A 26303-nucleotide genomic window follows, 5' to 3' on the forward strand; every position below is an offset into this window, starting at 1 on the left:
ATGATCCGAGGGACAGACCATATCCAAATTTTAGAGCCGGTGACGAATCACCGGTACCCTGATTCCTATCGCAGTTGTGTGACTCTGCGAAGCATCGCGCGCCTCACCCCGGTAAAACCCTGGGTATGACGGTTGGCGCTGCCCGCTTTTCAACGCCGTTGCTCAGCGATGGTGCCAAGGAATGCCTCCACGGTGGGCATGATGTTGCCGACGATGATGTCGACGCCGGCCGCAGTCGGATGAATGCCGTCGGCCTGGTTGAGCTTGGCGTCGGCCGCAACGCCCTCGAGAAAGAACGGATAGAGCGGCACGTCGAATTTCTTCACCAGATCCGGATAAATCGAATTGAAGCGCGCGGCATAGTCGGCGCCGTAATTCGGCGGCGCCAGCATGCCGCACAGCATCACCGCAATCTTGCGCGCCTTCAGCCGCTGGACGATGTCGGTAAGCGCGGCGCGCGTCAAATCGGGATCGACGCCGCGCAGGGCGTCGTTGGCGCCGAGCTCGACGATGACGCCGTCGGTTCCGTCGGGGACCGACCAGTCGAGCCGGTCACGGCCGCCCGAAGAGGTGTCGCCGGACACGCCGGCGTTGGTCATGTCGACCTCTATACCTTTGTCCTGCAAGGATTTTTTGAGCTTGGCCGGGAACGAATCCTGGGCCGAGAGGCCGAGGCCCGCACTCAGGGAATCGCCGAGGACGACCAGCTTGATCGGTTTGGCCGGCTGGGCCTGCAACGACGGCGTTGTCGCGATCGTCATCAAACCGAGCATCAACACGGCTATGTGCATGAACAATCCGTAACGCCTCTCGACCGCGCCATCGGAGTTGCCATATGACCGGACCATGGACACTCGCATCGAACCCTCGTCGCTCACCGCTGCCGCGGACACCATCGCCATCTCCAACGTCAATCTCTCATTGGGCACGGGCGCGGCACGCGTTCACATCCTCAAGGATATCAGCCTGCGGGTCGCCTCGGGCGAGACGATCGGCCTGATCGGCCCGTCAGGCTCGGGCAAATCCACGCTGCTGATGGTGATGGCGGGGCTGGAGCGTCCTGATAGTGGAGAGGTGGTGGTATCGGGCACGCCTTTCAATGCCCTCGACGAGGACGCGCTGGCCCGCTTCCGCGGCCGCCAGGTCGGCATCGTCTTCCAGTCCTTTCATCTGATCCCGACCATGACGGCGCTGGAGAACGTCGCGGTGCCGCTGGAGCTCGCCGGCAATCCCGATGCCGCAACGCGCGCGGCGCAGGAGCTGCAATCGGTCGGGCTCGGCGACCGCCTGCATCACTATCCGACCCAGCTCTCCGGCGGCGAGCAGCAGCGCGTCGCACTCGCCCGCGCGCTGGCGCCCGATCCCGCCATCCTAGTCGCGGACGAGCCGACCGGCAATCTGGATGAGGCCACCGGAAAGCAGATCGTCGACCTGCTGTTCAGCAAGCATGCCGAGCGCGGCATGACCCTGGTGCTGGTCACGCACGATTCCTCGCTCGCGCATCGCTGCGACCGCGTGATCCGGCTGCGCTCGGGCCGCATCGACACGCAGTCTGCGCCGGCATGAGCGCCTCGGCCCAACCGTTCGCGAAGCCGAACGGCATCGCGCTGTCCCTGCGTTACGCGCTGCGCGAATTGCGCGGCGGCCTACGCGGTTTCTATGTCTTCATTGCCTGCATCGCGCTCGGCGTGATGGCGATCGCCGGCGTCGGCTCGGTGTCGGCGAGCCTCTCCGACGGCTTGGCCCGCGAGGGCCGCACGCTGCTCGGCGGCGACGTCTCCTTCGTGCTGTTCCAGCGCGAAGCCAAACCTGAAGAGGTCGCCTTCCTGCGCTCACGCGGCACGGTCTCGACCGCCGCGACCTTGCGCGGCATGGCGCGCGCGGCCGATGGCCAGCTCGCACTGGTCGAGATGAAGGCGGTCGACGACACCTATCCGATGCTGGGACAGCTGACGCTGGCGCCACAGCTGCCGATGTCCGACGTCCTTGCGGAACGCGACGGCGCGTTCGGCGGCGCCGCCGATCCGACGCTGCTGGCGCGGCTCTCGCTCAAGACCGGCGACCGCGTCACCATTGGCTCTGCGACCTTCCAGATCCGCTCAACCGTCGAAGCCGAACCCGACAAGCTCGCCGGCGGCATCGGCTTCGGACCGCGCTTCCTGATCAGCGAAGCCGGCCTGCGCGCCACCGGCCTGATCCAGCCCGGCAGCCTGGTGCGCTGGGTCTACCGGGTGAAGCTGCCTGATACGGCGAATAACGAGCGCGCCACCGAAGCCTTCATCGCGGACGCGCGGAGCGCCGCGCCGCAGGCCGGCTGGGAGATCCGCAGCCGCTCCAACGCCTCGCCGCAGCTCGAACGCAACATCAACCGATTCACGCAATTCCTGACGCTGGTCGGCCTCGCCGCGCTGCTGGTCGGCGGTGTCGGCGTCGCCAATGCCGTGAAGAGCCATATCGACCGCCGGCTCGAAGTGATCGCGGCCCTCAAGGCCGTCGGCGCCACCGGCCGCGACGTGTTCGGCATCTATCTGGCGCAGGTTCTCCTGCTCGCAGGCATCGGCTCGATCATCGGCCTTGCGCTCGGTGCCGCCATGCCGTTTGCGATCGTCGGCCTGTTCGGCAAGCTGCTGCCGCTGCCGGTGGTGCCGGCCGTGCATGCCGACGAGCTCGCGCTGTCCTTCATTTATGGCCTCCTGACCGCGCTCGCCTTCGGCCTGTGGCCGCTCGGGCGCGTCCACGACGTGCCGGTGGCCGCGCTGTTCCGCGATACCATCAGCTCGGAATGGCATCGGCCCCGCGCGAGCTATCTCGTGTTCATGGGCGTTGTGATTGCGCTGCTGATCGCGGTCGTGATCGGACTGTCGTTCGACAAACGCATCGCGGCGGTGTTCGTGGCCTCCTCGGTCGTCGTGTTCGCCCTGCTGCGCGGCATCGCCGCCCTGCTGATGGCCATCGCGCGGCGGCTGCCGCGGACGCGGCTGCCGATGCTGCGGCTGGCGATCGCCAACATCCACCGGCCGGGCGCGCTGACGCCCTCGGTGGTGCTGTCGCTGGGGCTCGGGCTCGCCGTGCTCGTCACCATCACCCAGATCGACGGCAATCTGCGCCGGCAGTTCCTGGCAGCCCTGCCGGACCGCGCGCCGTCCTTCTTCTTCATCGACATCCCGAGCACGCAGGCCGAGCAGTTTGACGGTTATCTGCGCCGAATTGCGCCGGGCGCGACGGTCGAAGACGTGCCGATGCTGCGCGGGCGCATCGTCGCCGCGCGCGGCGTGCGCGCCGAGGAGCTCAAGCCGACCACCGATTCCGAGTGGGTGCTGCAGAGCGACCGCGGCCTGACCTATACCGGCGAGCTGCCGAAAGGCTCCAAGGTGGTCGAGGGCGAATGGTGGAGCGCCGATTATTCCGGCCCGCCGCTGGTCTCGATGGAGAAGAAGATCGCCGACGGGCTCGGCCTCAAGCTCGGCGACGAGGTCGTGGTCAACGTGCTCGGCCGCGACATCCCGGCCAAAATCGGCAATCTGCGCACCATCGACTGGCAGGGGATGGGCATCAACTTCGTTCTCGTATTCTCGCCGAACGCCTTCAAGGGCGCCCCCCACACCCACATCGCGACGCTGACGGAAACGGGCGGAACTGCGGCAGGCGACGGCAAGATCATCAAGCAGGTCGCCGACGCCTATCCGATGGTGACGAGCGTGCGCGTGCGCGAGGTGATGGAGACGGTCGGCTCTGTCGTGACCAATCTGGCGCTGGCGATCCGCGGCGCCAGCGCCGTGACCCTGATCTCGGCGATCCTGGTGCTCGGCGGCGCGCTCGCCGCCGGCCATCGCCACCGGGTCTACGATGCGGTGATCCTGAAGACGCTGGGCGCGACGCGGCTGCGGCTGCTCGGGGCCTATGCGCTGGAATACCTCCTGATCGGGCTCGCGACCGCGGTGTTCGGGGTGATCTCCGGCAGCATCGCGGCCTGGATGATCGTGACGCGGCTGATGACGCTGAGCTTCGTCTGGCAGGCCGGCAGCGCGGCCGGCGTGGTCGCGGCCGCGCTCGTCGTCACGGTCGGACTCGGGCTCGCGGGCACGCTGCTGGCGTTGAACAAAAAGCCCGCCACGGTGTTGCGGAATTTGTGACAAAATGTAGCGGATGGCTGCACGAGAGCAGAATCGCACGATTTCTGCGATTAACCACGACTGCCCGTCAGGTTCGCGTCAGGATTGCCGCCAAGGGCGACATTCAGCCGCGCGTGGAAGGTTGCAGCTAATGTGTTAGTTTCCCACATATCGAATGGGTTCGGAGCCCCGATTGTTAGCCAAAATTTAGTCGGTTGGCGTCGGTATCCGAGATAGAGTTTGACGAACCGGCGGCATGGCGACCCTCGTGCCGGACCGGACCAACCAACGGGAATTCGACCATGTCGGACCTAGACCGTAACTACGCTTCTCCTTTCGGCAGGGCCGCCGGGCGTGTTGACGCCGCGACGGTCGATGCCGGCCTGCGCGCCTATATGCTGCGCATCTACAACTACATGAGCATTGGCCTCGCCATCACCGGCCTTGCCGCGCTCGGCGTCTACATGGCTGCCGTGACCGACGTTCCGACGGCGGAATCCGTCCGCGTCGGCAAGCTGTTCCTGACCCCGTTCGGCTACGCGATGTTCGTCAGCCCGCTGAAATGGCTGTTCATGCTCGCGCCGCTCGCCATGGTGTTCGTGATCTCGGCGGGCATCAACCGTCTCGCTCCCTCGACCGCCCAGATCCTGTTCTGGGTGTTCGCGGCGCTGATGGGCATCTCGCTGTCGTCGATCTTCCTGGTGTTCACGCACACCTCGATCGTGCGGGTGTTCTTCATCACTGCGGCCACCTTCGGTGCGCTGAGCCTCTACGGCTACACCACCAAGCGTGACCTGACCGGCATGGGCTCGTTCCTGTTCATGGGCCTGATCGGCATCATCATCGCGAGCCTGGTGAACCTGTTCCTGGCGAGCTCGATGCTGCAGTTCATCGTGTCGGTGATCGGCGTGCTGGTGTTCGCGGGCCTCACCGCCTGGGATACCCAGCGGCTGAAGAACGACTACATCTACGGCTACGCTTCGGCCGGCGGTGACATCGCAGAGCGTGCGGCCATCACCGGCGCGCTGTCGCTGTACCTGAACTTCATCAACCTGTTCACGCTGCTGCTGCAGCTCCTCGGTCAGCGCGACTAAGCGCAACGACGAGGGAACGGATAGGAACCCCGGCCGAAAGGCCGGGGTTTTTGTTTGGGGGGTGGGTGGCGCTTGTAGCCCGGATGGAGCGCAGCGCAATCCGGGACAGTCCTTTCCGCGGATAAGGCGGCCCCGGATTACGCTTCCCTCCATCCGGGCTACAAGGCCACGAGTGCCGCCTCTTCCTCCTCGTCATTGCTCGCGCAGCGAAGCAATCTGGAGTCCCTCCGCGGATGCATTTCTGGATTGCTTCGCTGCGTTCGCAATGACGGGTGAGGCAACACCGTTGCCCCTTTCAGCGGAAGCGGGAAGGCTCTAATCTTGCCGCCATGTCCGCACCTGAAATCAGGCCTACAACCGAGGCCGACCTTCCCGCCATCACCGCCATCTACCAGCAGGCCGTCCGCGAAGGCACCGCGACGTTCGAGCTGGAGCCGCCCGACCTCGTGGAGATGACGCGCCGTTATCGCGCGCTGGTCGACGGCGGCTATCCCTATTTCGTCGCTATCCTCGACGGCCGCGTGGCCGGCTATGCCTATGCCGGCGCCTACCGCCCGCGCCCGGCTTACCGCTTCACGGTCGAGAACTCGATCTATCTCGATCCCTCCTTCCACCGCCGCGGTGTCGGATCAAAGCTGCTGGAGCGGCTGGTCGCCGAATGCGAGGCGCGCGGCTTCCGCCAGATGATCGCGGTGATCGGCGATTCCGCCAATGCCGGCTCGATCGGCGTGCACACCAAGGGCGGCTTCAAGATGATCGGCACGCATCCCAATGTCGGGCTGAAATTCGGCCGCTGGCTTGATACGGTGATGATGCAGCGCGACCTCGGCGAGGGCGCGAAGACGGTGCCGACAAAGTAGATCTCGTAGGGTGGGCAAAGCGATACCCGGGACCACCGCGAGACAAAACCCGGATGTCGCTGCGCTCATCCGGGCTACGAAGAATTCGCCACATCACTGCTGTCGTAGGGTGGGCAAAGCGCAAGCGTGCCCACGGCTTGCGGCGATAGAGAAAGGACGTGGGCACGGCGCAATGCGCCTTTGCCCACCCTACGGCACCGTCTATGTGGCTACACCACCGCCAGCTTCCGATCGATCACCAGCAGCACGCGCTCCAGCTCGTGGCCGCGGCGCAGGATCAGGCCGGTCGCCGAGATCACGCTGTACATGCCCTGCTTGCGCGCCAGCCGCGGATCCTTCTCGATGCGATAGATCGGCACTTCCGAGGCACGGCGATAGACAGAGAACACGGCGCGATCCCTCAGGAAGTCGATGGCATAATCGCGCCATTCGCCGTCGGCGACCATGCGGCCGTAGAGATTGAGAATACGATGCAGCTCGAGCCGGTTGAACGTCACCCGGCTCAGTTGCGTCGCCGCCGCGGCGGGGCGGGCCGCCGCGCGCTGCTCGCTCGGATCGGCATCCTCCGACAGACTCATGGAGCGCTTCCTCATCGCACGGCATGACCCGAATCCGCGAAGACCGTCCCCGGAACCTGGATCATGACAGCTGCATGATTGCGCCAACCGGCCACCGCCGCAAGGGGCTCCTGATTCAACCGGTCGAATCGGTTACGAATCGGGGCACACGCTATGGTGGAACGCCCTCGCGGCAAACCGTCACGGGATCGTTAGCAGGAATCATACTCTCGCCGCTTTTCCGCCTAGCGACTGCCGCCCTGCATTGCGAAAAGACTCCCGTGCGTTGACCCGGTCCTTTCGGTTCCGGATTCCTCAGCCCCCAGCCCCCCGGGGTCGAACAGGATCGGGTCTGTACGCGCGACAAGGAGGGCCAACGCAAGTTGGTCCTTTTTTGTTTGTGTCGGGATGTTTCTGCCCCGGCGAAATTCTCCTCTCATCAGCGCAAAAATTCTCTCTCCTCATCCTGAGGGCCGCGCTCTTGCGCGGCGTCTCGAAGGATAGAAGGCCCGGCTAGATCAGCGGGGCCTGCATGGTTCTCACGACGATGCGAAGCATCGTCCGGTAGACGCGCGCAAGAGCGCGCTCCTCACCATGAGGGTGGGCAGTGAGTACGACGCTAGAGAATTGAAATCAGTGCAGCGACGTGTAGGCCGCACCCAGCATCGTGCCGGGCTTCTCGCGGCTGCCGTCCTGGACATAGACCACCGCGCCGTCGACGCCGTCGCGCGTGAGGTTCTCGATCGGCACCGTCCAGCTTTCCGAACGCCCGGTCCAGTCACCGACCTTGAGCAGGTTGCGCACCACGTTGTGATAGGTGACCTGCTGTCCGCGATTCTCGCCGCGGGTGATTGCGATCGGGACTGACTTGGCGATCGAACAGATCCAGACCTCGCCATGCGAGACGGCCGGCTCGTTGCTCGCCGCCACCGATACGTTGATCTGCTTGCCCGCGAGCGACATCGTCACCGGCACGCTCATCACGCCCGTGCCCTTGTCGGTCTTGCCGATCGCGCTCTCGATGCCGGCACGATCGCTGCCGATGACATGGGTGGAGCCGTTGACCACAACCTGCGGCGTGTAGACCTCGCGGTCGCCGCGCATGCGCGAGTAAGCACGCTGCCGTGCAGAGAAGCGCGAATCCGCCAGCGTATCCTTCCAACCCAGATAGTCCCAATAGTCGATCGGCATGCTCAGCGCGATGATCGACGGGTCTTTGGAGAGATCGCCGATGATCTGGTCGGCGGGCGGGCAGGAGGAGCAGCCCTGCGAGGTAAACAATTCGACAACGGCGCGGGGATCGGCTTCGGCAGGACGGATGACGGCGACGATCGCACAGATGCCGAGAGCTCCCGACCAGAGAGCACCGGACCAACGTGAAACCAGATGAGAAGCCGTCATTGTTGTCATGTCGAACGCCGCACACCATTGCTCGTGGGAAGGAGAACTTATCGCCGGATGGTCACCGTAGTCTTACGGGGCGCGACACACCCGATCGCCCAGGCCAACCGTCCGAAAGGAGGTTTTCCGCCGGGCGGGCCCATCTGGAGCATGCCGCAAACGCACGAAGGCGGCCTTTGATAGGCCGCCTTCGTTTAACCTTCTACTCACGTCGCGGTGAGCCACCGTTCACAAATTCGCGCTTAGGCCGCGAGCTTGCGCAGCACGTAGTGCAGGATACCGCCGTTCCGGTAGTAGTCGAGCTCGTCCAGCGTATCGATGCGGCAGAGCAGCGAAACGCGCTGCAGCGAACCGTCGCCGGAGACGATCTCCGCGGTCAGCTTCTGGCGCGGCTTGAGATCGCCGACGAGGCCACGCAGCGTGACCTTCTCGTCGCCCTTCAGGCCGAGCGACGACCAGGAGGTGCCCTCCTCGAAGGTCAGCGGCAGCACGCCCATGCCGACCAGGTTGGAGCGATGGATGCGCTCGAAGCTCTGGCAGATCACGGCGCGCACGCCGAGCAGGCGCGTGCCCTTGGCGGCCCAGTCGCGCGAGGAGCCGTTGCCGTATTCGGCGCCGGCGAACACCACCAGCGGCACCTGCTCCTGCTGGTACTTCATCGCGGCGTCGTAGATCGACATCTGCTCACCGTCGGGCCAGTGTTTTGTCAAACCGCCCTCAGGGATATTTCCATCCGCGCCCTTCAGCATGAAGTTCTTGATGCGGATGTTGGCGAAGGTGCCGCGCATCATCACTTCATGATTGCCGCGGCGCGTGCCGTACTGGTTGAAGTCGGCGGGACGCACCTGGTGCTCGCTGAGATATTTTCCAGCCGGAGAGGTAAGCTTGATCGAACCGGCCGGCGAGATGTGGTCGGTGGTGATCTTGTCGCCGAACATGGCGAGGATGCGGGCCTCGACGATGTCGGTGACCGGCTCCGGCTCCTTCTTCATGCCGTCGAAATAAGGCGGGTTCTGCACATAGGTCGAAGACATGTTCCAGCGATAGGTCTCGCTCTCGACGGTCTTGATCTTGCGCCAGTTGGTGTCGCCCTTGAACACGTCGGCATACTTCTTCTTGAAGATCGACGCGGTCACGAACTTCTTCATGAAGGCGTTGATCTCCTTGGTCGTCGGCCAGATGTCCTTGAGGTACACCGGCTTGCCGTCCTTGCCCTCGCCGAGCGGCTCGACGGCGAGGTTCTTGGTGACGCTGCCCGCGAGCGCGTGCGCGACCACCAGCGGCGGCGAGGCCAGATAGTTCGCCTGCACGTCGGGCGAGACGCGGCCTTCGAAGTTGCGGTTACCCGAGAGCACGGCCGCGGCGACGATGCCGTTGTCGTTGATCGACTTCGAGATCTCCTCGGGCAGCGGACCGGAATTGCCGATGCAGGTGGTGCAGCCGAAGCCGACCAGGTTGAAGCCGACCTTGTCGAGATCCTTCTGCAGACCGGAATCGGCGAGATAGCCGGCGACGACCTGGCTGCCCGGCGCCAGCGAGGTCTTCACCCACGGTTTTGCTTTCAGGCCCTTCGCGGCGGCGTTACGGGCCAGCAGGCCGGCGCCGATCAGCACGCTCGGGTTCGAGGTGTTGGTGCAGGACGTGATGGCGGCGATCACGACGTCGCCATGGCCGATCTCGAAGTCCTTGCCTTCGACGGCGAAGCGCTTGCTGGGCTCCTCTGCCTTCTTGTACTCGGTGCCGAGAGCGAGCGAGAAGCCTTCGGCGACCGACGGCAGCGCGATGCGGCCTTCGGGACGCTTCGGACCGGCCATCGACGGCACGACGTCGGCGAGATCGAGCGTCAGCGTCTCCGTGAACACCGGATCGGCCGACTTGGCGGTGCGGAACAGCCCCTGCGCCTTGGCATAGGCCTGCACCAGCGCGACGCGCGGCGCCGCACGGCCGGAGGTCTTGAGATAGTCGATCGCGGCGGCGTCAACCGGGAAGAAGCCGCAGGTCGCGCCATATTCGGGCGCCATGTTGGCGATCGTCGCCTTGTCGGCGACCGAGAGATTGTCGAGGCCGGGGCCGAAGAACTCGACGAACTTGCCGACCACGCCCAGCTTGCGCAGCATCTGCGTCACGGTGAGCACGAGGTCTGTCGCGGTGACGCCTTCCTTCATCGCGCCCTTCAGCTTGAAGCCGACGACGTTGGGCAGCAGCATCGACAGCGGCTGGCCGAGCATGCAGGCTTCCGCCTCGATGCCGCCGACGCCCCAGCCGAGCACGGCGAGGCCATTGACCATGGTGGTGTGGGAGTCGGTGCCGACCAGCGAATCGGGATAGGCGACCTCGAAGGTGCCGGTCTTCTTGCCGACCGTCATCTTCTCCTTCTTGGTCCAGACCGTCTGGGAGAGGTATTCGAGATTGACCTGGTGGCAGATGCCGGTGCCGGGCGGCACGACCGAGAAGTTCGAGAACGCCTTCTGGCCCCATTTCAGGAACTCGTAGCGCTCCTGGTTCTGCTTGTATTCCTCGGTGACGTTCTTGCCGAAGGCCTTGTTGTCGCCGAAGAAGTTCACGATCACGGAATGGTCGATGACGAGATCGACCGGCACCAGCGGATTGATCTTCTCGGCGTCACCGCCAAGCTTCTGCATCGCGTTGCGCATCGCGGCGAGGTCGACCACCGCGGGCACGCCGGTGAAGTCCTGCATCAGCACGCGCGCCGGGCGGAAGGCGATCTCATGCTCCAGCGACTTCTTGCGCAGCCATTTCGAGACCGCGACGATGTCCTCTTTCTTGACCGAGCGGCCGTCCTCGTTGCGCAGGAGGTTCTCGAGCAGGACCTTCATCGAATAGGGAAGTTTCGAGATTCCCTTCAGACCATTCTTCTCGGCCGTGGGCAGGCTGTAATAGACATAGGTCTTGGCGCCGACCTTGAGGGTCTTTTTGCATTTGAAGCTGTCGAGCGAGGTCATGTAGGAATCCCAATTGTTAGTTATACCCGGCAGGGTATTTTAACACCGTTAGCGTATCAGGCTGGGCCGCTTGCAGGGGCAGGTTGAGTTGCTGCATCAAGTAGTTCCGGGCTTATAGAAGCTTTCTAACCGCGCCGCCACAGCCACAATCGTACCGCAGCATTCGCGAGCCAAAAATTCCCATGCGCTACCCCAAGTTTTCCTGAGGCCCGGCTTGAGCGGGGTGGACCAAGGCAAGATGCAGCTGTCCGGGCGCGGGGTCGTTTGCGTGCGCGGCGGCCGCGAGGTGTTTGCCGGGCTCGATTTCGAGGCTGTCGCCGGCGAAGCGGTCGCGGTCGTCGGCCGCAACGGGTCGGGCAAGACCTCGCTGCTTCGGCTGATCGCGGGTCTGCTCGTTCCGGCAGGCGGTAAGATCGCGCTGGAGGGCGGCGATGCCGAGCTGACGCTGCCCGAGCAGTGCCACTATCTCGGCCATCGCGATGCCCTGAAGCCGGCGCTCAGCGTGGCGGAAAACCTGACTTTCTGGGCCGATTTCCTTGGGGGGGAGCGTTCTGACTTCGCCGAGAGCCTCGCCACGGTGGGGCTCGAGCATGCCACCCACCTGCCCGCCGGCTTTTTGTCCGCCGGCCAGCGCCGCCGGCTGTCGCTGGCGCGCCTTTTGACCGTGCGCCGCCCGGTCTGGCTGCTGGATGAGCCGACCAATGCGCTGGACGTGACGGGACAGGACATGTTCGGCGGCCTGATGCGCGAGCATCTTTCGCGCGGCGGCCTGATCGTCGCGGCAACCCATGCACCATTGGGGATCGAGTCGCGGCAGCTGCGGATCGGGGGTGTGGCGTGAGGCGACACGACCCTCAGCTTTCCGAGCGGCTGGGCCCCGCTCTCTCCGTTCCCTCCTCGCTTGTGTGGTCCGAGGCGAGCGAATCTCGCTCTCGCGGGCAGGGAGGGGGGTGCCACACGGCAAGACGTCTCGGTTCTGGCCTTCAAGAGGCGGGCGCTCTGTTGCTGGCGATCCGTTTCCACCGAGCATCTCTCCCGGGGCTACCCCTCTCCCCCGCCCTCCCCCACAGGGGGGGAGGGAGCGCACTGCGCCTGCGGCTCGATGCACCAAGCGACTCCGCCGCGGGAGCCACCCCATGACCGCCCTCTCCGCCCTCGTCCGCCGGGACGTCAGGATCGCGCTCCGCGTTGGCGGCGGGGCGCTGATTGGCGTGCTGTTCTTCTTGACCGTGGTGGTGCTGATGCCGTTCGCGGTCGGGCCGGATTTGGCGCTGCTGTCGCGGCTGGGGCCGGCCATCCTCTGGCTCGGCGCGCTGCTGGCGAGCCTGCTCACCCTGGACCGGCTGTTCATGGCCGACCACGAGGACGGCTCGCTCGACCTGATCACGATGAGCCGGACGCCGCTGGAACTCGCCTGCGCCGCCAAGGCGCTGGCGCATTGGCTGGCCGCCGGCCTGCCGCTGATTGTCGCAACCCCCGTGCTCGGCCTCTTGCTCAACCTCGACATGGTCGCGACCGGCGCGGTGGCGCTGACGCTGCTGGCCGGCACCCCGGCCCTGACCTTTACCGGCATGATCGGTGCGGCGCTGGCGGTGACGCTGCACCGCGGCGGGCTGCTGATGGCGGTGCTGGTGCTGCCGCTGTCAATTCCCGTGCTGATCTTCGGGGTTGCAGCGTCGCAGGCCGTGATCGTCGGCCCGATGACGTTCGGCGCACCATTCTCGATCCTGTGCGCGCTGTCCCTGGTCAGCCTCGTGATCGGCCCCTTCGCAGCCGCAGCGAGCCTGCGGCACGGGCTCGACTGAGATGGGCGCGGCTGACCTTGACCCCGATCAACTTTCGTCCCTCGCTTTCGTGCTGATTGCCTGAGCGGCCACCGATGATTATCAGGGTACCATGACGCTGATCGACCTCGCCAACCCCACGCGGTTCCTCGCGCTGACAGCGCGGGTCTTGCCGTGGCTTGCGGCCGCGACCGTCCTGCTGCTTGCAATCGGTCTCTATCAAGCCGCGCTTGCGCCCGATGACTATCAGCAGGGCGCGACCGTGAAGATCATGTTCATCCACGTGCCCAATGCCTGGCTGTCGATGTTCGTCTGGGGCGTGATGAGCATCGCCTCGCTGGGCACGCTGGTATGGCGGCATCCGCTCGCCGACGTCGCCGCCAAGGCCGCAGCGCCGATCGGCGCCGCCTTCACCTTTCTCGCACTGCTGACGGGCTCGCTGTGGGGCCGGCCGATGTGGGGCACCTATTGGGAATGGGATGCGCGGCTGACTTCGGTGCTGATCCTTTTCCTGATGTATCTCGGCCTGATGGCGCTGTGGCGCGCGGTCGACGATCCCTCACGCGCCGCGCGCGCCGCCGCGGTGCTGACCCTCGTCGGCGCGCTCAACCTGCCGATCATCAAATTCTCGGTCGACTGGTGGAACACGCTGCACCAGCCGGCCTCGGTGATGCGCATGGGCGGCTCCGCGCTCGACAAATCGTTCCTGATTCCGCTGCTGGTGATGGCGATCGCCTTCACGCTGCTGTTCGTCACGCTGCATCTGGCGGCGATGCGCAACGAGATCCTGCGCCGCCGTGTCCGCTCCCTGCAAATGATGCAGGCAAGCCGTGTCGCGTTCTCCGGCGAAATGGGCGCCGGTGCGCGCGGACAAAACGCGTCGAAAGAAATTGGGGCCGCAGGATGATGTCGCTCGGCCCTTATGCATCCTTCATCGTGACATCCTATGCCGCAGCGGCCCTCGTGGTCGCGATCCTGATCGGCTGGATCGTGCTCGATTATCGCAACCAGACGCAGCGCCTGCGCGAGCTCGACCGCAGCGGCATCACCCGCCGCTCCGGCCGTAGCGCCATGGACGCATCATGAGCGAACGATCGACCTCCGCACCGCCGCAGCGCCGCACTTTCCTGATGGTGCTGCCGCTGATCGCGTTCATCGGCCTTGCGCTGCTGTTCTGGTTCCGGCTCGGCAGCGGCGATCCCTCGCGAATTCCCTCCGCGCTGATCGGCCGTCCGGCGCCGCAGACGGCGCTGCCACCGCTCGAGGGATTGCAGATCGACAACGCGCAGGTGCCGGGCCTCGACCCCGCCGCGTTCAAGGGCAAGGTCAGCCTGGTCAATGTCTGGGCGTCCTGGTGCGTGCCGTGCCACGACGAGGCGCCGCTTTTGACCGAGTTCGCCAAGGACAAGCGCTTCCAGCTCGTCGGCATCAACTACAAGGACGCGGCCGACAACGCGCGCCGCTTCCTCGGGCGCTACGGCAACCCGTTCAGCCGGGTCGGCGTCGACGCCAACGGCCGTGCCTCGATCGAATGGGGCGTCTATGGCGTGCCCGAAACCTTCGTCGTCGGTCGCGAAGGCACCATCGTCTACAAGCTGGTCGGCCCGATCACGCCGGACAATCTGCGGACGGTGCTGTTGCCCCAGATGGAGAAGGCGCTGAAGGCAGCGGGAAGCTGAGCGCCGCGCTCGTGCCACACGCTCAACTGTCATCGCCCGACTTGATCGGGCGATCCAGTATTCCAGAGACGTCAGTCGTATACGGAAAAGCTGCGGCGTACTGGATGCCCCGGTCAAGCCGGGGCATGACAGCGGTATGTGGAGCGACGCTTCGGCCTATCCCTTCCGCACATCCCCCGCTTCCGCCTCGCTCGCCTCGAGCGACGCGGGCTCGATCCCGTAGCGCTTGGTCAGCGGCATCTGGGCGATGGCGAAGATCATCGTGATCGGGGTGACGCCGAACACCTTGAAGTTCACCCAGAAGTCCGTGCTCTGGGTGCGCCAGACGATCTCGTTCAGCACCGCCATGCCGGCGAAGAACAGCGCCCAGCGCAGCGTGAGGATGCGCCAGCCCTGCGGCGTCAGATTGAACATCTGGTCGAACATCACGGCGATGAAGGAGCGGCCGAACAACAAGCCGCCGCCGAGGATCGCAGCGAACAGGCCGTAGATGATGGTCGGCTTGAGCTTGATGAAGGTCTCGTCGTGCAGCACCAGCGTCAGCGTGCCGAATACCAGCACGATCACGCCCGTCACGATCGCCATGATCGGGATGTGGCGCGTCACCACGTAGGAGGCGACCATTGCCGCCACGATCGCGACCATGAAGGCGCCGGTCGCGGCGAACAGGTTGAACTTCGCGTTCACGAAGAAGAACACGAGCAGCGGCCCGAGTTCGGTCGCCAGCTTGAACAGCGGATGCGGCTGGGTCTTGTCCATTCTTCAGCTTTCGATTCCGGCGATGGCGCGGGCGAAATCGCGCGCGGTGAACGGCGCGAGATCGTCGACACCTTCGCCGACGCCGATGAAATGCACCGGCAGTTTGAACTTCTCCGCGAGCGCCACCAGAATGCCGCCGCGGGCGGTGCCGTCGAGCTTGGTCATCACGAGGCCGGTGACCCCGGCGGTGCGATGGAAAGCCTCGACCTGCGACAGCGCGTTCTGGCCGACGGTGGCATCGAGCACAAGCAGCACGGCATGCGGCGCAGTGTCATCCACCTTGCGGATCACACGCACCACCTTTTCGAGCTCGTTCATCAGCTCGGCTTTGTTCTGCAACCGGCCGGCGGTGTCGATCAGGAGCACGTCGATATTCTGCTCCTTGGCCGCCGTCAGCGCGTTGAAGGCGAGGCTCGCCGAATCCGAGCCCTGCGCGCCCGCGATCACCGGCGTCTTCGTCCGCTCGCCCCACACCTTGAGCTGCTCGATCGCTGCTGCGCGAAACGTGTCGCCGGCAGCCAGCATCACCTTGCGGCCTTCGGAGGCGAATTTCTGCGAGAGCTTTCCGATCGTGGTGGTCTTGCCGGAGCCGTTGACGCCGACCACGAGGATCACGAACGGCTTTTTGGCCGCATCGATCACGAGCGGTTTTGCCACGGGCGACAGCACCTTCTCGACCTCGGTGGCGACGACGTCCTTGACCTCGTCCGCCGAGATCGCCTTGTCGTAACGGCCGGTGCCGACGGCGTCCGCGATCCGCACCGCGACTGACGTGCCGAGGTCGGCGCGCAGCAGCACGTCCTCGATGTCGTCGAGCATGGCGCGGTCGAGCTTTCGCTTGGTGACGAGGTCGGCGACCGCGGTCCCGAGCGAGGACGAGGTGCGCTTCAGCCCGTTGGACAGGCGGCGCCACCAGCTCAGCTTGGGGGGATCTGACGTGGTATCGTTCATGGCGGGGGTGTGTTAGCCGTTCCGGCTGCCAAACGAAAGTCTTGACCGAAAGTCTTGCAATTGCTCGATGTTCCCCAATTGACGGCCGATGAAATTCTGGCCCGCGTGCTCCATCGCGACGGGCTGATGCTGGTCATCGACAAGCCGGCCGGCCTTCCCGTGCATCGCGGTCCCAAGGGCGGCGCCAATCTGGAGGCCTCGTTCGACGCGCTCTGTTTCGGCCTGCCGCGGCCGCCGGTGCTGGCTCACCGGCTGGACAAGGACACCTCCGGCTGCCTCGTGCTCGGCCGCCACCGCAAGGCGACGGCCTCGCTCGGCCTCCTGTTCAAGCACGGCAAGATCGGCAAGACCTACTGGACCGTGGTCGAGGGCGGGCCAGCCGAGGACGAGGGCACCGTCGACATGCCGCTCGGCCGGCTCAATGCCGAACGCGGCTGGTGGCAGAAGCCTGATCCGGAGGGACAGCAGGCGATCACCAACTGGAAAGTGATGGGGCGGGGCGACGGTTTTACCTGGCTGGCCATGGAACCGGTGACCGGGCGGACCCATCAATTGCGGGTGCATTCGGCCGCGACCGGCTGGCCGATCTTCGGCGATAACATTTACGGCAACGGCCCGCGCTTCGGCGAGCCGAAGCTGCACCTGCATTCCCGCGAGATCGTGGTGCCGATCTCCCGGAACAAGGAGCCCGTCCGCGTCGTGGCGCCGGCCCCGCCCCACATGCACGAAAAGCTCCGCGCCTGCGGCTGGAGCGGGGAATAGCCGCGGTGTCGCTCAACCTCTCCCGCTTGCGGGAGAGGTCGCGCCGAAGGCGCGGGTGAGGGTTCTCTCCTCTTGGGGACTGTCCCATTGCGGAGACAACCCTCTCCCCAGCCCTCCCCCGCAAGCGGGGGAGGGAGCGCACCGCATTCGCGGCGGAAGCTCGCCAAGCTAGCTGCCTTCCGCCCATGGTTTACGAAACGTTCAGTGCTCGCCGCTAATGATGACGGTTGCTTAGAACAAGCTTCTGTAACCGCTCAGGATGAGCAGGGCGTGATGTCCAAGGCCGAGCTATCGATCATCGAAGAGGTCGAATCCGCGATTCGCGCAGGCTCGGCGGAAAAGGGCCTGGAAACGGCCCGGCGCGTCACCGATCTGTTCCTCTCCTCTGCCGGCAAATTCGATGACGAGCAGATCGCGCTGTTCGACGAGGTGCTCGAGCGCCTGATCGGCACCATCGAGCTGCGGGCGCTTGCCGACATGGGCGCACGCATCGCGCTCGCCGAGATCAGCGCGCAGCTGGCGCCGATCGCGCAGGCGCCGCCCTCGGTAATCCGCCGCCTCGCCAGCAATGACGAGATCCGCATCGCCGGTCCCGTGCTGCAGGAATCGGCCCGCCTCGACGACGGCGAGCTGGTGAAGATCGCCTCCAGCAAGGGCGAGCCGCATCTGCTGGCGGTCGCCGGCCGCTGGTGGCTGAAGGAAATCGTCACCGACGCACTTCTGGCGCGGCGCTATCCCAGCGTCAGCCGGCGGCTCGCCGCCAATCCCGGCGCGCGCGTCTCCGGAAACGGATTCGCCGTCTTGATCGGGCAGGCCGAGGCCGATCCCGAACTTGCCGTCAGCGTCGGCGTCCGCGTCGACCTGCCGTCGGAGCTGCGCCGCCGGTTGCTGCGCTCGGCGAGCGACGCCGTGCGCGCCCGCCTGCTGTCGCGCGCGCCGCCGCATCTGTTCGAGGAAATCCAGAGTGCGATCGCCGCCGTCACCGTCGGTGTCGATCGCCAGATGTCTGGCGTCCGCGATTTCGAAGGCGCCAAGCGGGCGATTGCAATGCTCAAGGCGACCAGCCAGCTCAGCGAAGCGACGCTGCTCGGTTTCGCCACGCAGCGGCGCTATGAAGAGACCGCCGCGGCGCTGGCCGCATTGTCCGGATCGACCGTCGAGGTGATCCGCCCGCTGATGCAGAGCCTGCGCGACGACGGCTTGCTGGTGCCGTGCAAGGCGGCGCAGCTCAGCTGGGAAACCGCGGTGGCCGTGCTCGAAAGCCGTTTTGCCACAGGCGCCATGAAGCCGGCCGATCTTGCACGGGCGCAAGGGCACTACGCGCGGATGACGCCCGAGAATGCCAAGCGGACGCTGCGGTTCTGGCAGGTCAGGGCGTCGTAGCGGCGCGCGTTCCGCGGACGAAGTATCCACACTCTCGGTGTCGTCCCTGCGAACGCAGGGACCCATAACCACAGGGAGAAGTTTGGCGAAGATTCGCAATTCGGTACTGCGACCATCCACAGCGATAAATCACGCGGTATGGGTCCCTGCCTCCGCAGGGACGACGCTGGGGATATAGCGCGTCGCAACTCGCCGTAGCCCGACTAAGCAGTCAGCCGCTCGCCATCGCTGCCGGCAATCCTGCGCGGCACCACGCTTCCCACGCGCCCGCCCGCGATCGCCACCGGCAGATAGTGCTCCGTGCGGCCCTGCGTCTCGCCCTCGATCAGCACCTCGCGCGTTGCGCCGATCTCGGCCTGCAGCCGCTTGCGCAGTGCTGTTTCGCCTGCCGCACGCAGCCGCTTCGCGCGTTCCTTGATCACGCCGCCCGCCACCTGCGGCATCCGCGCTGCCGGCGTGCCGGGGCGGGGCGAATAGGGGAAGACGTGCAGGAATGTCAGGCCGCATTCCTCGACCAGATCGAACGAGCGCGAGAACATCTCCTCCGTCTCGGTCGGGAAACCCGCGATGATGTCGGCGCCGAAGGCGATGTCCGGGCGCAGGCGGCGGACCTTGTCGCAGAACGCGATCGCGTCCTGCCGCGAATGGCGCCGCTTCATGCGCTTCAAGATCATGTCGTCGCCGGACTGCAGCGACAGATGCAGATGCGGCATCAACCGCGCATCATCCGCGATGGCATCGAGCAGATCGGCATCCGCCTCGATCGAATCGATCGAGGAAATGCGCAGGCGCTTCAGCTCCGGCACGTGCCGCAAGATCTGCTTCGTCAGCATGCCGAGCTTCGGCGCGCCCGGAAGGTCAGCGCCGTAGCTGGTGAGATCGACGCCGGTCAGCACGATCTCGGCATGGCCACGCTCGGCCAGCATCCGCACCTGCTCGACCACCGCACCCATCGGCACCGAGCGCGAATTGCCGCGGCCATAGGGGATGATGCAGAAGGTGCAGCGATGGTCACAGCCGTTCTGCACCTGCACGAACACGCGCGGCAGGCCGCTGGCATAGCCGTCGATCAGATGCGGCGCCATCTCCCTCACGGCCATGATGTCGCTGACGGCGATCTTCTCGCCCGCGCCGAGATCGAAGGCATCGCGGGCATCGCGCCACACGGATGACCGCATCTTGTCGTCATTGCCGACGACGCGATCGACCTCGGTCATGTCGGCGAACATCGCAGCTTGCGTCTGCGCCGCGCAACCGGTGACGACGATGCGCGCCCCGGGCCGTTCGCGCTTCAGCTTGCGGATCGATTGCCGCGCCTGCGCCACCGCCTCATTGGTGACGGCGCAACTGTTGATGACGATAGTGTCGGAGAGTCCAGCGCCCTCGGCCTCGCGGCGGATCACCTCGGCCTCGAAGGCGTTGAGGCGGCAGCCAAAGGTGACGACGTCGACGGCCATCAGGCGACCGGCGCAAACAGCGCCGGATCGAACCTGCCCTCATATTCGAAGGTCGCAGTGCCCGTCATCAGCACGTGGTCGTCGCGCTCGCGCCATTCGATGCCGAGCTTGCCGCCGGGCAGCGTGATCTCGACATTGCGCTCGACACGCTTCAGGCGGGCCGCGGCCACTGCCGTGGCGCAGGCCGCCGAGCCGCAGGCCCTGGTCAGGCCGGCACCGCGTTCCCAGGTGCGGATCGTGATGTGCTTGTCATCGACGATATGGGCGAGCGTGATGTTGGCGCGCTCCGGGAAGATCGGATGGTTCTCGAGCAGCGGACCGAAACGCTCGAGATCATAGGCGTTGACGTCGTCGACCCAGAAGATCGCATGCGGGTTGCCCATGCTCACCACGGAGGGCGAATGCAGGATCGGATTGTCGATCGGCCCGATCTGCAATTCGATGTAGCGGGTATCGCGGAACTCTTCCGCCAGCGGAATGTCCTGCCAGCCGAACTTCGGCGCGCCCATATCGACGGTGTAGAGATCGGGCGCCGGGCCCTGCCAGGCATTGAGCAAGCCGGCCGCCGTCTCGAACGTCGCGGCGGTCTGCCCGTTCTTCTCGAAGATGCGCCGCACCACACAGCGCATGCCGTTGCCGCAGGCGCCGGCCTCCGAGCCGTCATTGTTGTAGATGCGGATGAAGGCTTCGGTGCCGTCGAGCCGCGGCTTCTGCAGCACCATGAGCTGGTCGTAGGCCACACCGCCGTTCGCAGACGCCACCGCGCGGGCGTCGTCCGGCGTCACCGGGCCCGCAGAATCGCGCATGTCGACAACGACGATCTCGTTGCCGATGCCGTTCATCTTGGCAAATGCGTGATTGGCGAGCGCGCTCATGAAAATTCCCGAATTTCGCCTGTCTTATATGGCGATCCTTGCCGGCTTGGCCAGTGATTTGCGGTCGGCGGCCGAGCGGTCTGCCATGACGCATCTGTCATGGGACGAATTCCGCGCCCGCGTGTTAGAACGGCGCAGCTCGCCGCGAACCGGGATGCGCGGCCGGGCTCAAGCCGGATTAGGCCTTGGTGGGCAAGGTCTTGCTGATGAAGGGCCTTGGTTAAGGCCTTGGGGAGAATAAAAATGATCAGGTTTCGTCGTCTTGCTCTGGCCGCGCTGATCCCGGCAGCGGCCTTGTCGCTTGGCCTGCCTGAGGTTCTGGCGCAAACCCCGAGCCCGGCACCGGCGGCCTCGGCAAGTCCCTCGCCGGCCCCATCGGCTTCTCCCGCCCCGGCCGCGAGCGCCTCGCCGGCCCCTGCGGCGACGGCCTCACCCGCGCCGTTGCCTGCCGCCAGCGCGTCGCCGGCCCCGACAACGTCGCCCTCGCCCGCAGCCAGCGCCTCACCCAGCCCAACGGCCCCGCCACCGGCGGCGGCCGCAACACCTGCCCCGGTGCAGACCGCCGATCCGTTCGGCCTGGAGACCACGCTCGAGGCCAAGAAGGTCGTGATGGTCAAGGGCACTGCCAATTGGGACTCGGCCTTCGACACGCTGATCGATGCCTTCAAGGCACTGAACACGCTCCTGGACAAGCAGGGCATCAAGCCATCAGGCAATGCGATGATCGTCTACACCTCGACGGACGATACCGGCTTCACCTTCCTTGCCGAGATCCCTGTCGAGCAGGATCCCAAGAACCTCGCCAAAGACATGAGCATCGGCAAGTCGCCGGAAGGCAAGGTGCTGAAATTCGTCCATCGCGGCTCCTACGACAACATGGACAACACCTATGAGGCGATCACCAACCACCTCGACGACAAGAGGCTGGAAGCCAAGGACACCTTCATCGAGGAATACCTCACCGATCCGCTGAAGACGGCAGAGGACAAGCTCGTGATCAACGTTTTCGTGCCGCTGAAGTGAGACCAATGAAAAAGACTGCCGTACTTGCTACGTCCCTTGCCGCCGTTTTCGCCGCCACGCTGCTGACAACGCCCTCGCTTGCCGATGATTTTCCATCCGCCATCACGGTGAGCGGCGAAGCCAACATTTCCGCGGCGCCCGATCTCGCGCAGATCGACGCCGGCGTCGCCAACGACGCCAAGACGGCGAAGGAAGCGTCCGATGCCAACAACGCCGCGATGGGCAAGGTGCTGCTGGCGTTGAAGGGCGCCGGCATTGCCGAGAAGGACTACCAGACCTCGCGGCTGTCGCTGCAACCGCAATACGGCCAGAACAAATCCACCGGCGCCTCGCCTGTAGTCGGCTTCCGCGCTTCGAACCGCGTCACCGTGAAAATTCGCGACGTGACCAAGGTCGCCGGCGTCATCGACACGCTGGTCAGCGCCGGCGCCAACGACATCGGCAACATCTCCTTCGAAGTGACGCAGGCGTCAAAACTGCTCGACGACGCGCGCGAGCAGGCGATCGTGGACGCCCGCCGCAAGGCGGAGATCTACGCCAAGGCCACCGGCGTGACGCTGGGCGCGCCGCTCAGCGTCACCGAGGGCGGTGGCCCGGTGCCGCTGTTCAAGGGGCGGATGGCTGCCGAACCGATGGCCAGAGCATCCGCTGCCGTCGCGCCGGGCGAAGAAACGCTGTCGGTGACGGTGAATGTGAGCTGGGCGATCAAGCAGGGGCAGTAGTCCCGTTCATAAGAGGAACGTCGCCGCAACACCAATGGTGCAGTCCCTGCGAACGCGTTCGCAGGGACTGATCATGCATGCCCGTTAATGGAGTCTCGCGGCGAGTCTTTCCGTTGATGAGTCGGCTCATCGCCCAAGTTGCTGTATCCAGTATGTCGCTGAGCGAGGCGACCGATCAAACGTCCGGCGGCAGTGGATAGCATTGTTGCCTGATCAATCATTCGCGCTGATATCAGTAAAAAGGAAACCCGCCGGCGTCTTGGTAAAGACGAAGATGAGCTCGCCGCAGAAGACGAAGTAACTGTCGTTCTTATAATCGTCGCGATCGTAGACGGCCTTGCCGCGCTGGATACACGCGCGATTTTTCGCCGTGAACGAGGTCCGATAGGTCTTGGCGCCAAATTGCGCGGCGTCGCGAATTGCGTTGTCGTTCATGAACGGCAATCGTGTCATACCGGCGACGGCGACGGAATCGTTTGCCTTCAGCGCCGCGCGAAACTTCTCGATGAAGCCATCGAATTCCTTCTGCAAGGCAGGAGAAGCGACGGCGTTCTTCGCCCGGGCGACGGCTGGAGCAAGGTTCACAAGAGCGGCTGCGAGCACAATTCTCAGCAAAAATCCCACAGGCCAGCTCCATCCATCGATCAATCAAGGTCTTCCGACCAAAAGAAATCCATGGTGTTTTGTTGCGTCATGGGCTTTCTGGTTCAACGGCGCAGAGCCGTACGCACTTGTCGCTAAAGGAGCAAAGCGGACATTGCTTTCGTCGCATCACGCCGCCGGGTTTATGGGTACACGACCTAAATCTCCACCACCTGCCCCGGCTTCATCGCCACAAACCGCTCCTGCGGAAGCTTCGCGGCGTCGAGCGCTTCGACCAGCGCCTTGGCCGGCGCGTCGATTGCCTCATCCGTGAGCTGGAACGTGCCGTGATGATGCCCGAGCGCGGCCTCGGCGCCGCAATCGCGTAGCGCCTTCACCGCGTCCTCTGGATTCATATGCTGGTCGCGCATGAACCAGCGCGGCTCGTAGGCGCCGATGGGAAGGATGGCGAGGCGCAGCTTCCCGTGCTTCTCGGCGACGCGGCGGAAATGCCGGCCATCGCCGTAGCCGGAATCGCAGACGACGTAGATTTTCCCCCCAGGCGTCTCCAGCACAAAACTCGCCCATAGCGCCTTGTTGCGATCGAACATGCCGCGCGCCGTCCAATGCCGGGTCGGCACCAAATGCACGGCGATGCCCCCGCCGAGCTCGACGCGGTCGTGCCAGTCGAAGGCTTCCACCTTGATCGTGGAATCCCAGCTGCGCATCGTCACGTCGTTGCCGAGAGGGGTGACCACGCGCGGGGCAAAATTCTTGGTGAGCCGCGACAGCGTCGCGATGTCGAGATGATCGTAATGGCCGTGCGAGACCAGCACGACGTCGATCTTCGGCAGCTTCTCGAAGGCGATGCCGGGATCGTTGTGCCGCTTCGGCCCGGCCCAGGCGACCGGCGAGACCCGCGTCGACCAGACGGGGTCGACCAGGATGTTGAGGCCGCCGGTCTGGATCAGCCAGCTGGCATGCCCGACGAAGGAGAGCCGCACCTTGTCGCCGTCGACGCGGGATGGCGGCGTGTCGGCATGGGGGCTGGGCGCCCAGTCGGGCCAGGTGGCGCGCTGCCGCTTGCCGCCGAGCTGCCAGCGCAGCACCTCCCGAAGCGATTTCGGCGGCGCGCCGTCCGGATCGAAGAAGTTCAGACCGTCGAAATGGTCGGAGGCGGGACCGTCATAGGTTTTCATGCGGGACATCCAGAGGGACGGGACACCGACCAGGGCGCCGGCCCCGGCAAGCAGTCCGAACAGGCGGCGGCGGGTGATCGGCACGGCGGGCTTCAGGAGTGGTGGCGGAGGTAAGTCATCACCTTCTATATGGGCGGGGCAAAAGGAAAAGGAACCGGCAGTCGAAAGCGACATATTTTCAGGATGTTACCTTGATAGAGACATTCCGGCACCCCAACTTTCCTTGACTTTTGGGCGGGAGCGGCGTTTAACCCCGCCACTTTCTCGGAAAGGCTTTCTTTTCGACCCGCCGACTGGTCCTCGAGGCCAGAGGTCAACGCCCGACAGCGCTGTGCGCCCTCGGGCGTAAAGGTGTTTGGAAGATCGCTTGCCCAAGGAGGTGGTCATCGCCCGACTTGATCGGGCGATCCAGTATTCCAGAGGCGGCTCGGCTGGAACCGAGGTGCCGCGGCGTACTGGATGCCCCGGTCAAGCCGGGGCATGACAGCAGTGAGTAACGGAGCGCTCTTCCCGTCGGGAAGACAGCAACAGGACAACGGCATTGTTCGACAATCTGTCGGAACGGCTTGGCGGAATTCTCGATCGTCTGACGGGGCGCGGTGCGCTGACCGAAAAGGACGTCGATGCCGCGATGCGCGAGGTGCGCCGCGCGCTGCTGGAGGCCGACGTCGCGCTGGAAGTGGTGCGCAGCTTCACCGAACGCGTGCGCGAGCAGGCGATCGGCGCCACCGTCGTCAAGTCGGTCACGCCCGGCCAGATGGTGGTCAAGATCGTCCATGACGAGCTGATCAACACGCTCGGCGCCGAAAGCCAGACCATCGACGTCAACTCCGTGCCGCCGGTGCCGATCATGATGGTCGGTCTGCAGGGCTCGGGTAAGACGACCACCACCGCAAAGCTCGCCCGCCGCCTGGTCCAGCGCGACAAGCGCAAGGTGCTGATGGCCTCGCTCGACGTCTATCGTCCGGCGGCGATGGAGCAGCTGGCCGTGCTCGGCCGCGACCTCGACATTCCGACCCTGCCGATCGTGGCGGGACAGCAGCCGCCGCAGATTGCCAAGCGCGCGCTGGAAGCCGGCAAGCTCGGCGGCTACGACATCGTGCTGCTCGACACCGCCGGCCGCACCACGCTCGACGAAGATATGATGGCGGAAGCAGCCGCGATCAAAGCCGCGGCCAATCCGCACGAAGTGCTGCTGGTCGCCGACAGCCTCACCGGTCAGGACGCCGTAAATCTCGCGCGCGCGTTCGATCAGCGCGTCGGCCTCACCGGCATCGTGCTGACCCGTGTCGACGGCGACGGCCGCGGCGGTGCTGCGCTGTCGATGCGCGCGGTCACCGGCAAGCCGATCAAGCTGATCGGCACCGGTGAAAAGACCGACGCGCTGGAAGACTTCCATCCCGACCGTATCGCCGGCCGCATCCTCGGCATGGGCGACGTGGTGTCGCTGGTCGAGCGCGCTGCCGCCAATATCGACGCCGAGAAGGCCGCGCGCACCGCCGAGCGCATGCGCAAGGGTCAGTTCGACCTCAACGACATGCGCGAGCAACTGCTGCAGATGGCCAATATGGGCGGCATCAGCGGCCTGATGGGCATGATGCCCGGTATCGCCAAGATGAAGAACCAGATCGCGGCCGCGGGGATCGACGACAAGATCCTGAAGCGCCAGGTCGCGGTGATCGATTCCATGACGCGCGACGAGCGCCGTCATCCCGATTTGCTCAAGGCCAGCCGCAAGAAGCGCATCGCTGCAGGGTCCGGCCAGAGCGTCGAGCAGGTCAACAAGCTGCTCAAGATGCACCGGAACATGGCCGACGTGATGAAGGCCATGGGCTCGGGCAAGCGCGGCCCGCTCGCCGGCATCGCGCAGGCCATGGGCTTTGGCGGCGGCATGAAGCCGCCCTCGCCGGAAGAGATGAAGGCGCTGCAGGAGAAGATGCAGAGCGGCGGCGGACAGGGCTTGCCCAATTTGCCGAAGGATCTGCCGGCCGGCTTGCGGCAGGGCCTGCCGAATGTGCCGGGCCTCACGGGCCTCAGCGGCAAGCCGATGCTGCCGGGCCTCGGCGGTTTTCCCGGCAAGAAGAAATGAGGAATTCGTCGCACGGGATCGATAAGCGTCCCGCGCAACGCGGAATACCAA

The 26303-nt window shown here is 65.2% G+C and carries 25 protein-coding genes; 15 read left to right on the forward strand and 10 right to left on the reverse strand.

Going from position 1 to position 26303, the window contains the following annotated elements; all coding sequences use genetic code 11:
- Positions 1-149 precede the first annotated feature (149 nt).
- A complete protein-coding gene (locus GGD67_RS09220) occupies positions 150-791 on the reverse strand; it encodes an arylesterase (RefSeq protein WP_179733012.1) in 642 nt (213 codons plus the stop codon).
- A 55-nt stretch (positions 792-846) separates the two neighbouring features.
- Here GGD67_RS09220 and GGD67_RS09225 point away from each other — a divergent pair, with 55 nt between their 5' ends.
- From GGD67_RS09225 to GGD67_RS09240, 4 genes are all read left to right on the forward strand, one after another.
- On the forward strand, positions 847-1566 hold the full coding sequence (locus tag GGD67_RS09225; RefSeq protein ID WP_018318878.1) for an ABC transporter ATP-binding protein: 720 nt from the start codon (positions 847-849) through the stop codon (positions 1564-1566).
- A complete protein-coding gene (locus tag GGD67_RS09230; protein WP_179732304.1) occupies positions 1563-4133 on the forward strand; it encodes an ABC transporter permease in 2571 nt (856 codons plus the stop codon). The genes GGD67_RS09225 and GGD67_RS09230 overlap by 4 nt, the downstream gene beginning before the upstream one ends.
- A 281-nt stretch (positions 4134-4414) precedes the next feature.
- Positions 4415-5206, forward strand: coding sequence for a Bax inhibitor-1/YccA family protein (locus tag GGD67_RS09235; RefSeq protein WP_179732306.1), 792 nt, complete (start codon positions 4415-4417; stop codon positions 5204-5206).
- Between the two features lie 329 nt (positions 5207-5535).
- The gene (locus GGD67_RS09240) at positions 5536-6066 is read left to right on the forward strand and encodes a GNAT family N-acetyltransferase (protein WP_018318881.1); all 531 of its coding nucleotides are present in this window, start codon (positions 5536-5538) and stop codon (positions 6064-6066) included.
- A 209-nt stretch (positions 6067-6275) separates the two neighbouring features.
- On the opposite strand, the gene GGD67_RS09245 is transcribed toward GGD67_RS09240, so the two are convergent.
- The 3 genes from GGD67_RS09245 to acnA all read right to left on the reverse strand — a co-directional run bounded on the left by GGD67_RS09245 (position 6276) and on the right by acnA (position 10987).
- Positions 6276-6644 carry a DUF2794 domain-containing protein gene (locus GGD67_RS09245; RefSeq protein ID WP_018318882.1) on the reverse strand — a complete coding sequence of 123 codons (369 nt, stop codon included), beginning with the start codon at positions 6642-6644 and terminating at the stop codon, positions 6276-6278.
- A gap of 612 nt (positions 6645-7256) precedes the next feature.
- Positions 7257-8033 (reverse strand): thioredoxin family protein, encoded by a 777-nt coding sequence (locus tag GGD67_RS09250; protein ID WP_179732308.1) that lies wholly within the window; start codon positions 8031-8033, stop codon positions 7257-7259.
- A gap of 233 nt (positions 8034-8266) precedes the next feature.
- The gene (gene acnA, locus GGD67_RS09255) at positions 8267-10987 is read right to left on the reverse strand and encodes an aconitate hydratase AcnA (RefSeq protein ID WP_018318884.1); all 2721 of its coding nucleotides are present in this window, start codon (positions 10985-10987) and stop codon (positions 8267-8269) included.
- A 238-nt stretch (positions 10988-11225) separates the two neighbouring features.
- Here acnA and ccmA point away from each other — a divergent pair, with 238 nt between their 5' ends.
- The 5 genes from ccmA to GGD67_RS09280 all read left to right on the forward strand — a co-directional run bounded on the left by ccmA (position 11226) and on the right by GGD67_RS09280 (position 14450).
- Positions 11226-11828, forward strand: a complete 603-nt coding sequence (gene ccmA / locus GGD67_RS09260; RefSeq protein ID WP_179732310.1) for a heme ABC exporter ATP-binding protein CcmA — start codon at positions 11226-11228, stop codon at positions 11826-11828.
- A gap of 295 nt (positions 11829-12123) precedes the next feature.
- The gene (gene ccmB, locus GGD67_RS09265; RefSeq protein ID WP_179732312.1) at positions 12124-12792 is read left to right on the forward strand and encodes a heme exporter protein CcmB; all 669 of its coding nucleotides are present in this window, start codon (positions 12124-12126) and stop codon (positions 12790-12792) included.
- Positions 12793-12883: 91 nt separating this feature from the next.
- Positions 12884-13678, forward strand: a complete 795-nt coding sequence (locus tag GGD67_RS09270) for a heme ABC transporter permease (RefSeq protein ID WP_179732314.1) — start codon at positions 12884-12886, stop codon at positions 13676-13678.
- Positions 13675-13857 (forward strand): heme exporter protein CcmD, encoded by a 183-nt coding sequence (ccmD, locus tag GGD67_RS09275; protein ID WP_018318888.1) that lies wholly within the window; start codon positions 13675-13677, stop codon positions 13855-13857. The genes GGD67_RS09270 and ccmD overlap by 4 nt, the downstream gene beginning before the upstream one ends.
- The gene (locus GGD67_RS09280; protein WP_092261438.1) at positions 13854-14450 is read left to right on the forward strand and encodes a DsbE family thiol:disulfide interchange protein; all 597 of its coding nucleotides are present in this window, start codon (positions 13854-13856) and stop codon (positions 14448-14450) included. The genes ccmD and GGD67_RS09280 overlap by 4 nt, the downstream gene beginning before the upstream one ends.
- Positions 14451-14606: 156 nt before the next feature.
- Here the strand turns inward: GGD67_RS09280 and GGD67_RS09285 are convergent, their stop codons facing one another.
- Together GGD67_RS09285 and ftsY are read right to left on the reverse strand one after the other, a co-directional pair.
- Positions 14607-15209 (reverse strand): septation protein A, encoded by a 603-nt coding sequence (locus GGD67_RS09285; protein WP_018318890.1) that lies wholly within the window; start codon positions 15207-15209, stop codon positions 14607-14609.
- A 3-nt stretch (positions 15210-15212) separates the two neighbouring features.
- Positions 15213-16160, reverse strand: a complete 948-nt coding sequence (gene ftsY / locus GGD67_RS09290) for a signal recognition particle-docking protein FtsY (protein ID WP_018318891.1) — start codon at positions 16158-16160, stop codon at positions 15213-15215.
- A 60-nt stretch (positions 16161-16220) separates the two neighbouring features.
- Here ftsY and GGD67_RS09295 point away from each other — a divergent pair, with 60 nt between their 5' ends.
- Together GGD67_RS09295 and GGD67_RS09300 are read left to right on the forward strand one after the other, a co-directional pair.
- The gene (locus tag GGD67_RS09295; protein WP_179732316.1) at positions 16221-16922 is read left to right on the forward strand and encodes an RluA family pseudouridine synthase; all 702 of its coding nucleotides are present in this window, start codon (positions 16221-16223) and stop codon (positions 16920-16922) included.
- A gap of 273 nt (positions 16923-17195) precedes the next feature.
- The gene (locus GGD67_RS09300; protein ID WP_179733014.1) at positions 17196-18305 is read left to right on the forward strand and encodes a DUF2336 domain-containing protein; all 1110 of its coding nucleotides are present in this window, start codon (positions 17196-17198) and stop codon (positions 18303-18305) included.
- 203 nt (positions 18306-18508) lie between these two features.
- Here the strand turns inward: GGD67_RS09300 and mtaB are convergent, their stop codons facing one another.
- Positions 18509-19762, reverse strand: coding sequence for a tRNA (N(6)-L-threonylcarbamoyladenosine(37)-C(2))-methylthiotransferase MtaB (gene mtaB, locus GGD67_RS09305; protein WP_179732318.1), 1254 nt, complete (start codon positions 19760-19762; stop codon positions 18509-18511).
- Positions 19762-20637 carry a diaminopimelate epimerase gene (gene dapF / locus GGD67_RS09310; RefSeq protein ID WP_179732320.1) on the reverse strand — a complete coding sequence of 292 codons (876 nt, stop codon included), beginning with the start codon at positions 20635-20637 and terminating at the stop codon, positions 19762-19764. The genes mtaB and dapF overlap by 1 nt, the downstream gene beginning before the upstream one ends.
- On the opposite strand from dapF, the gene GGD67_RS09315 reads away from it, so the two are divergent.
- From GGD67_RS09315 to GGD67_RS09325, 3 genes are read left to right on the forward strand one after another with little or no spacing between them, the layout of a single operon-like run.
- Entirely contained in the window at positions 20636-20878 is a 243-nt protein-coding gene (locus tag GGD67_RS09315; protein WP_179732322.1) for a hypothetical protein, read from the forward strand. The genes dapF and GGD67_RS09315 overlap by 2 nt on opposite strands.
- Positions 20879-20880: 2 nt before the next feature.
- Entirely contained in the window at positions 20881-21660 is a 780-nt protein-coding gene (locus GGD67_RS09320; protein ID WP_179732324.1) for a GyrI-like domain-containing protein, read from the forward strand.
- 5 nt (positions 21661-21665) lie between these two features.
- The gene (locus GGD67_RS09325) at positions 21666-22382 is read left to right on the forward strand and encodes an SIMPL domain-containing protein (protein ID WP_179732326.1); all 717 of its coding nucleotides are present in this window, start codon (positions 21666-21668) and stop codon (positions 22380-22382) included.
- 213 nt (positions 22383-22595) lie between these two features.
- Here GGD67_RS09325 and GGD67_RS09330 read toward each other — a convergent pair whose 3' ends face one another.
- On the reverse strand, positions 22596-23006 hold the full coding sequence (locus tag GGD67_RS09330) for a hypothetical protein (RefSeq protein ID WP_312009918.1): 411 nt from the start codon (positions 23004-23006) through the stop codon (positions 22596-22598).
- A gap of 176 nt (positions 23007-23182) precedes the next feature.
- On the reverse strand, positions 23183-24247 hold the full coding sequence (locus tag GGD67_RS09335; RefSeq protein WP_179732328.1) for an MBL fold metallo-hydrolase: 1065 nt from the start codon (positions 24245-24247) through the stop codon (positions 23183-23185).
- A gap of 457 nt (positions 24248-24704) precedes the next feature.
- Between GGD67_RS09335 and ffh the strand changes: the two genes are divergently transcribed.
- Complete coding sequence (ffh, locus tag GGD67_RS09340; RefSeq protein WP_152102107.1) at positions 24705-26252, forward strand: signal recognition particle protein; 1548 nt, start codon at positions 24705-24707, stop codon at positions 26250-26252.
- Positions 26253-26303 lie beyond the last annotated feature (51 nt).

The organism is Bradyrhizobium sp. IAR9, from assembly GCF_013408065.1.
GTDB lineage: Bacteria > Pseudomonadota > Alphaproteobacteria > Rhizobiales > Xanthobacteraceae > Bradyrhizobium.

Bases quoted from the DNA above. Each gene is read 5' to 3' on its own strand.
- mtaB (WP_179732318.1), bottom strand. From the start codon at position 19,762: ATGGCCGTCGACGTCGTCACCTTTGGCTGCCGCCTCAACGCCTTCGAG.
- GGD67_RS09285 (WP_018318890.1), bottom strand. From the start codon at position 15,209: ATGGACAAGACCCAGCCGCATCCGCTGTTCAAGCTGGCGACCGAACTC.
- GGD67_RS09220 (WP_179733012.1), bottom strand. From the start codon at position 791: ATGCACATAGCCGTGTTGATGCTCGGTTTGATGACGATCGCGACAACG.
- GGD67_RS09320 (WP_179732324.1), top strand. From the start codon at position 20,881: ATGATCAGGTTTCGTCGTCTTGCTCTGGCCGCGCTGATCCCGGCAGCG.
- GGD67_RS09235 (WP_179732306.1), top strand. From the start codon at position 4,415: ATGTCGGACCTAGACCGTAACTACGCTTCTCCTTTCGGCAGGGCCGCC.
- ccmA (WP_179732310.1), top strand. From the start codon at position 11,226: ATGCAGCTGTCCGGGCGCGGGGTCGTTTGCGTGCGCGGCGGCCGCGAG.
- GGD67_RS09270 (WP_179732314.1), top strand. From the start codon at position 12,884: ATGACGCTGATCGACCTCGCCAACCCCACGCGGTTCCTCGCGCTGACA.
- GGD67_RS09315 (WP_179732322.1), top strand. From the start codon at position 20,636: ATGAAAATTCCCGAATTTCGCCTGTCTTATATGGCGATCCTTGCCGGC.
- GGD67_RS09300 (WP_179733014.1), top strand. From the start codon at position 17,196: ATGTCCAAGGCCGAGCTATCGATCATCGAAGAGGTCGAATCCGCGATT.
- ccmB (WP_179732312.1), top strand. From the start codon at position 12,124: ATGACCGCCCTCTCCGCCCTCGTCCGCCGGGACGTCAGGATCGCGCTC.
- ftsY (WP_018318891.1), bottom strand. From the start codon at position 16,160: ATGAACGATACCACGTCAGATCCCCCCAAGCTGAGCTGGTGGCGCCGC.
- GGD67_RS09230 (WP_179732304.1), top strand. From the start codon at position 1,563: ATGAGCGCCTCGGCCCAACCGTTCGCGAAGCCGAACGGCATCGCGCTG.
- acnA (WP_018318884.1), bottom strand. From the start codon at position 10,987: ATGACCTCGCTCGACAGCTTCAAATGCAAAAAGACCCTCAAGGTCGGC.
- GGD67_RS09325 (WP_179732326.1), top strand. From the start codon at position 21,666: ATGAAAAAGACTGCCGTACTTGCTACGTCCCTTGCCGCCGTTTTCGCC.
- dapF (WP_179732320.1), bottom strand. From the start codon at position 20,637: ATGAGCGCGCTCGCCAATCACGCATTTGCCAAGATGAACGGCATCGGC.
- ccmD (WP_018318888.1), top strand. From the start codon at position 13,675: ATGATGTCGCTCGGCCCTTATGCATCCTTCATCGTGACATCCTATGCC.
- GGD67_RS09250 (WP_179732308.1), bottom strand. From the start codon at position 8,033: ATGACAACAATGACGGCTTCTCATCTGGTTTCACGTTGGTCCGGTGCT.
- GGD67_RS09280 (WP_092261438.1), top strand. From the start codon at position 13,854: ATGAGCGAACGATCGACCTCCGCACCGCCGCAGCGCCGCACTTTCCTG.
- GGD67_RS09225 (WP_018318878.1), top strand. From the start codon at position 847: ATGGACACTCGCATCGAACCCTCGTCGCTCACCGCTGCCGCGGACACC.
- GGD67_RS09245 (WP_018318882.1), bottom strand. From the start codon at position 6,644: ATGAGTCTGTCGGAGGATGCCGATCCGAGCGAGCAGCGCGCGGCGGCC.
- GGD67_RS09240 (WP_018318881.1), top strand. From the start codon at position 5,536: ATGTCCGCACCTGAAATCAGGCCTACAACCGAGGCCGACCTTCCCGCC.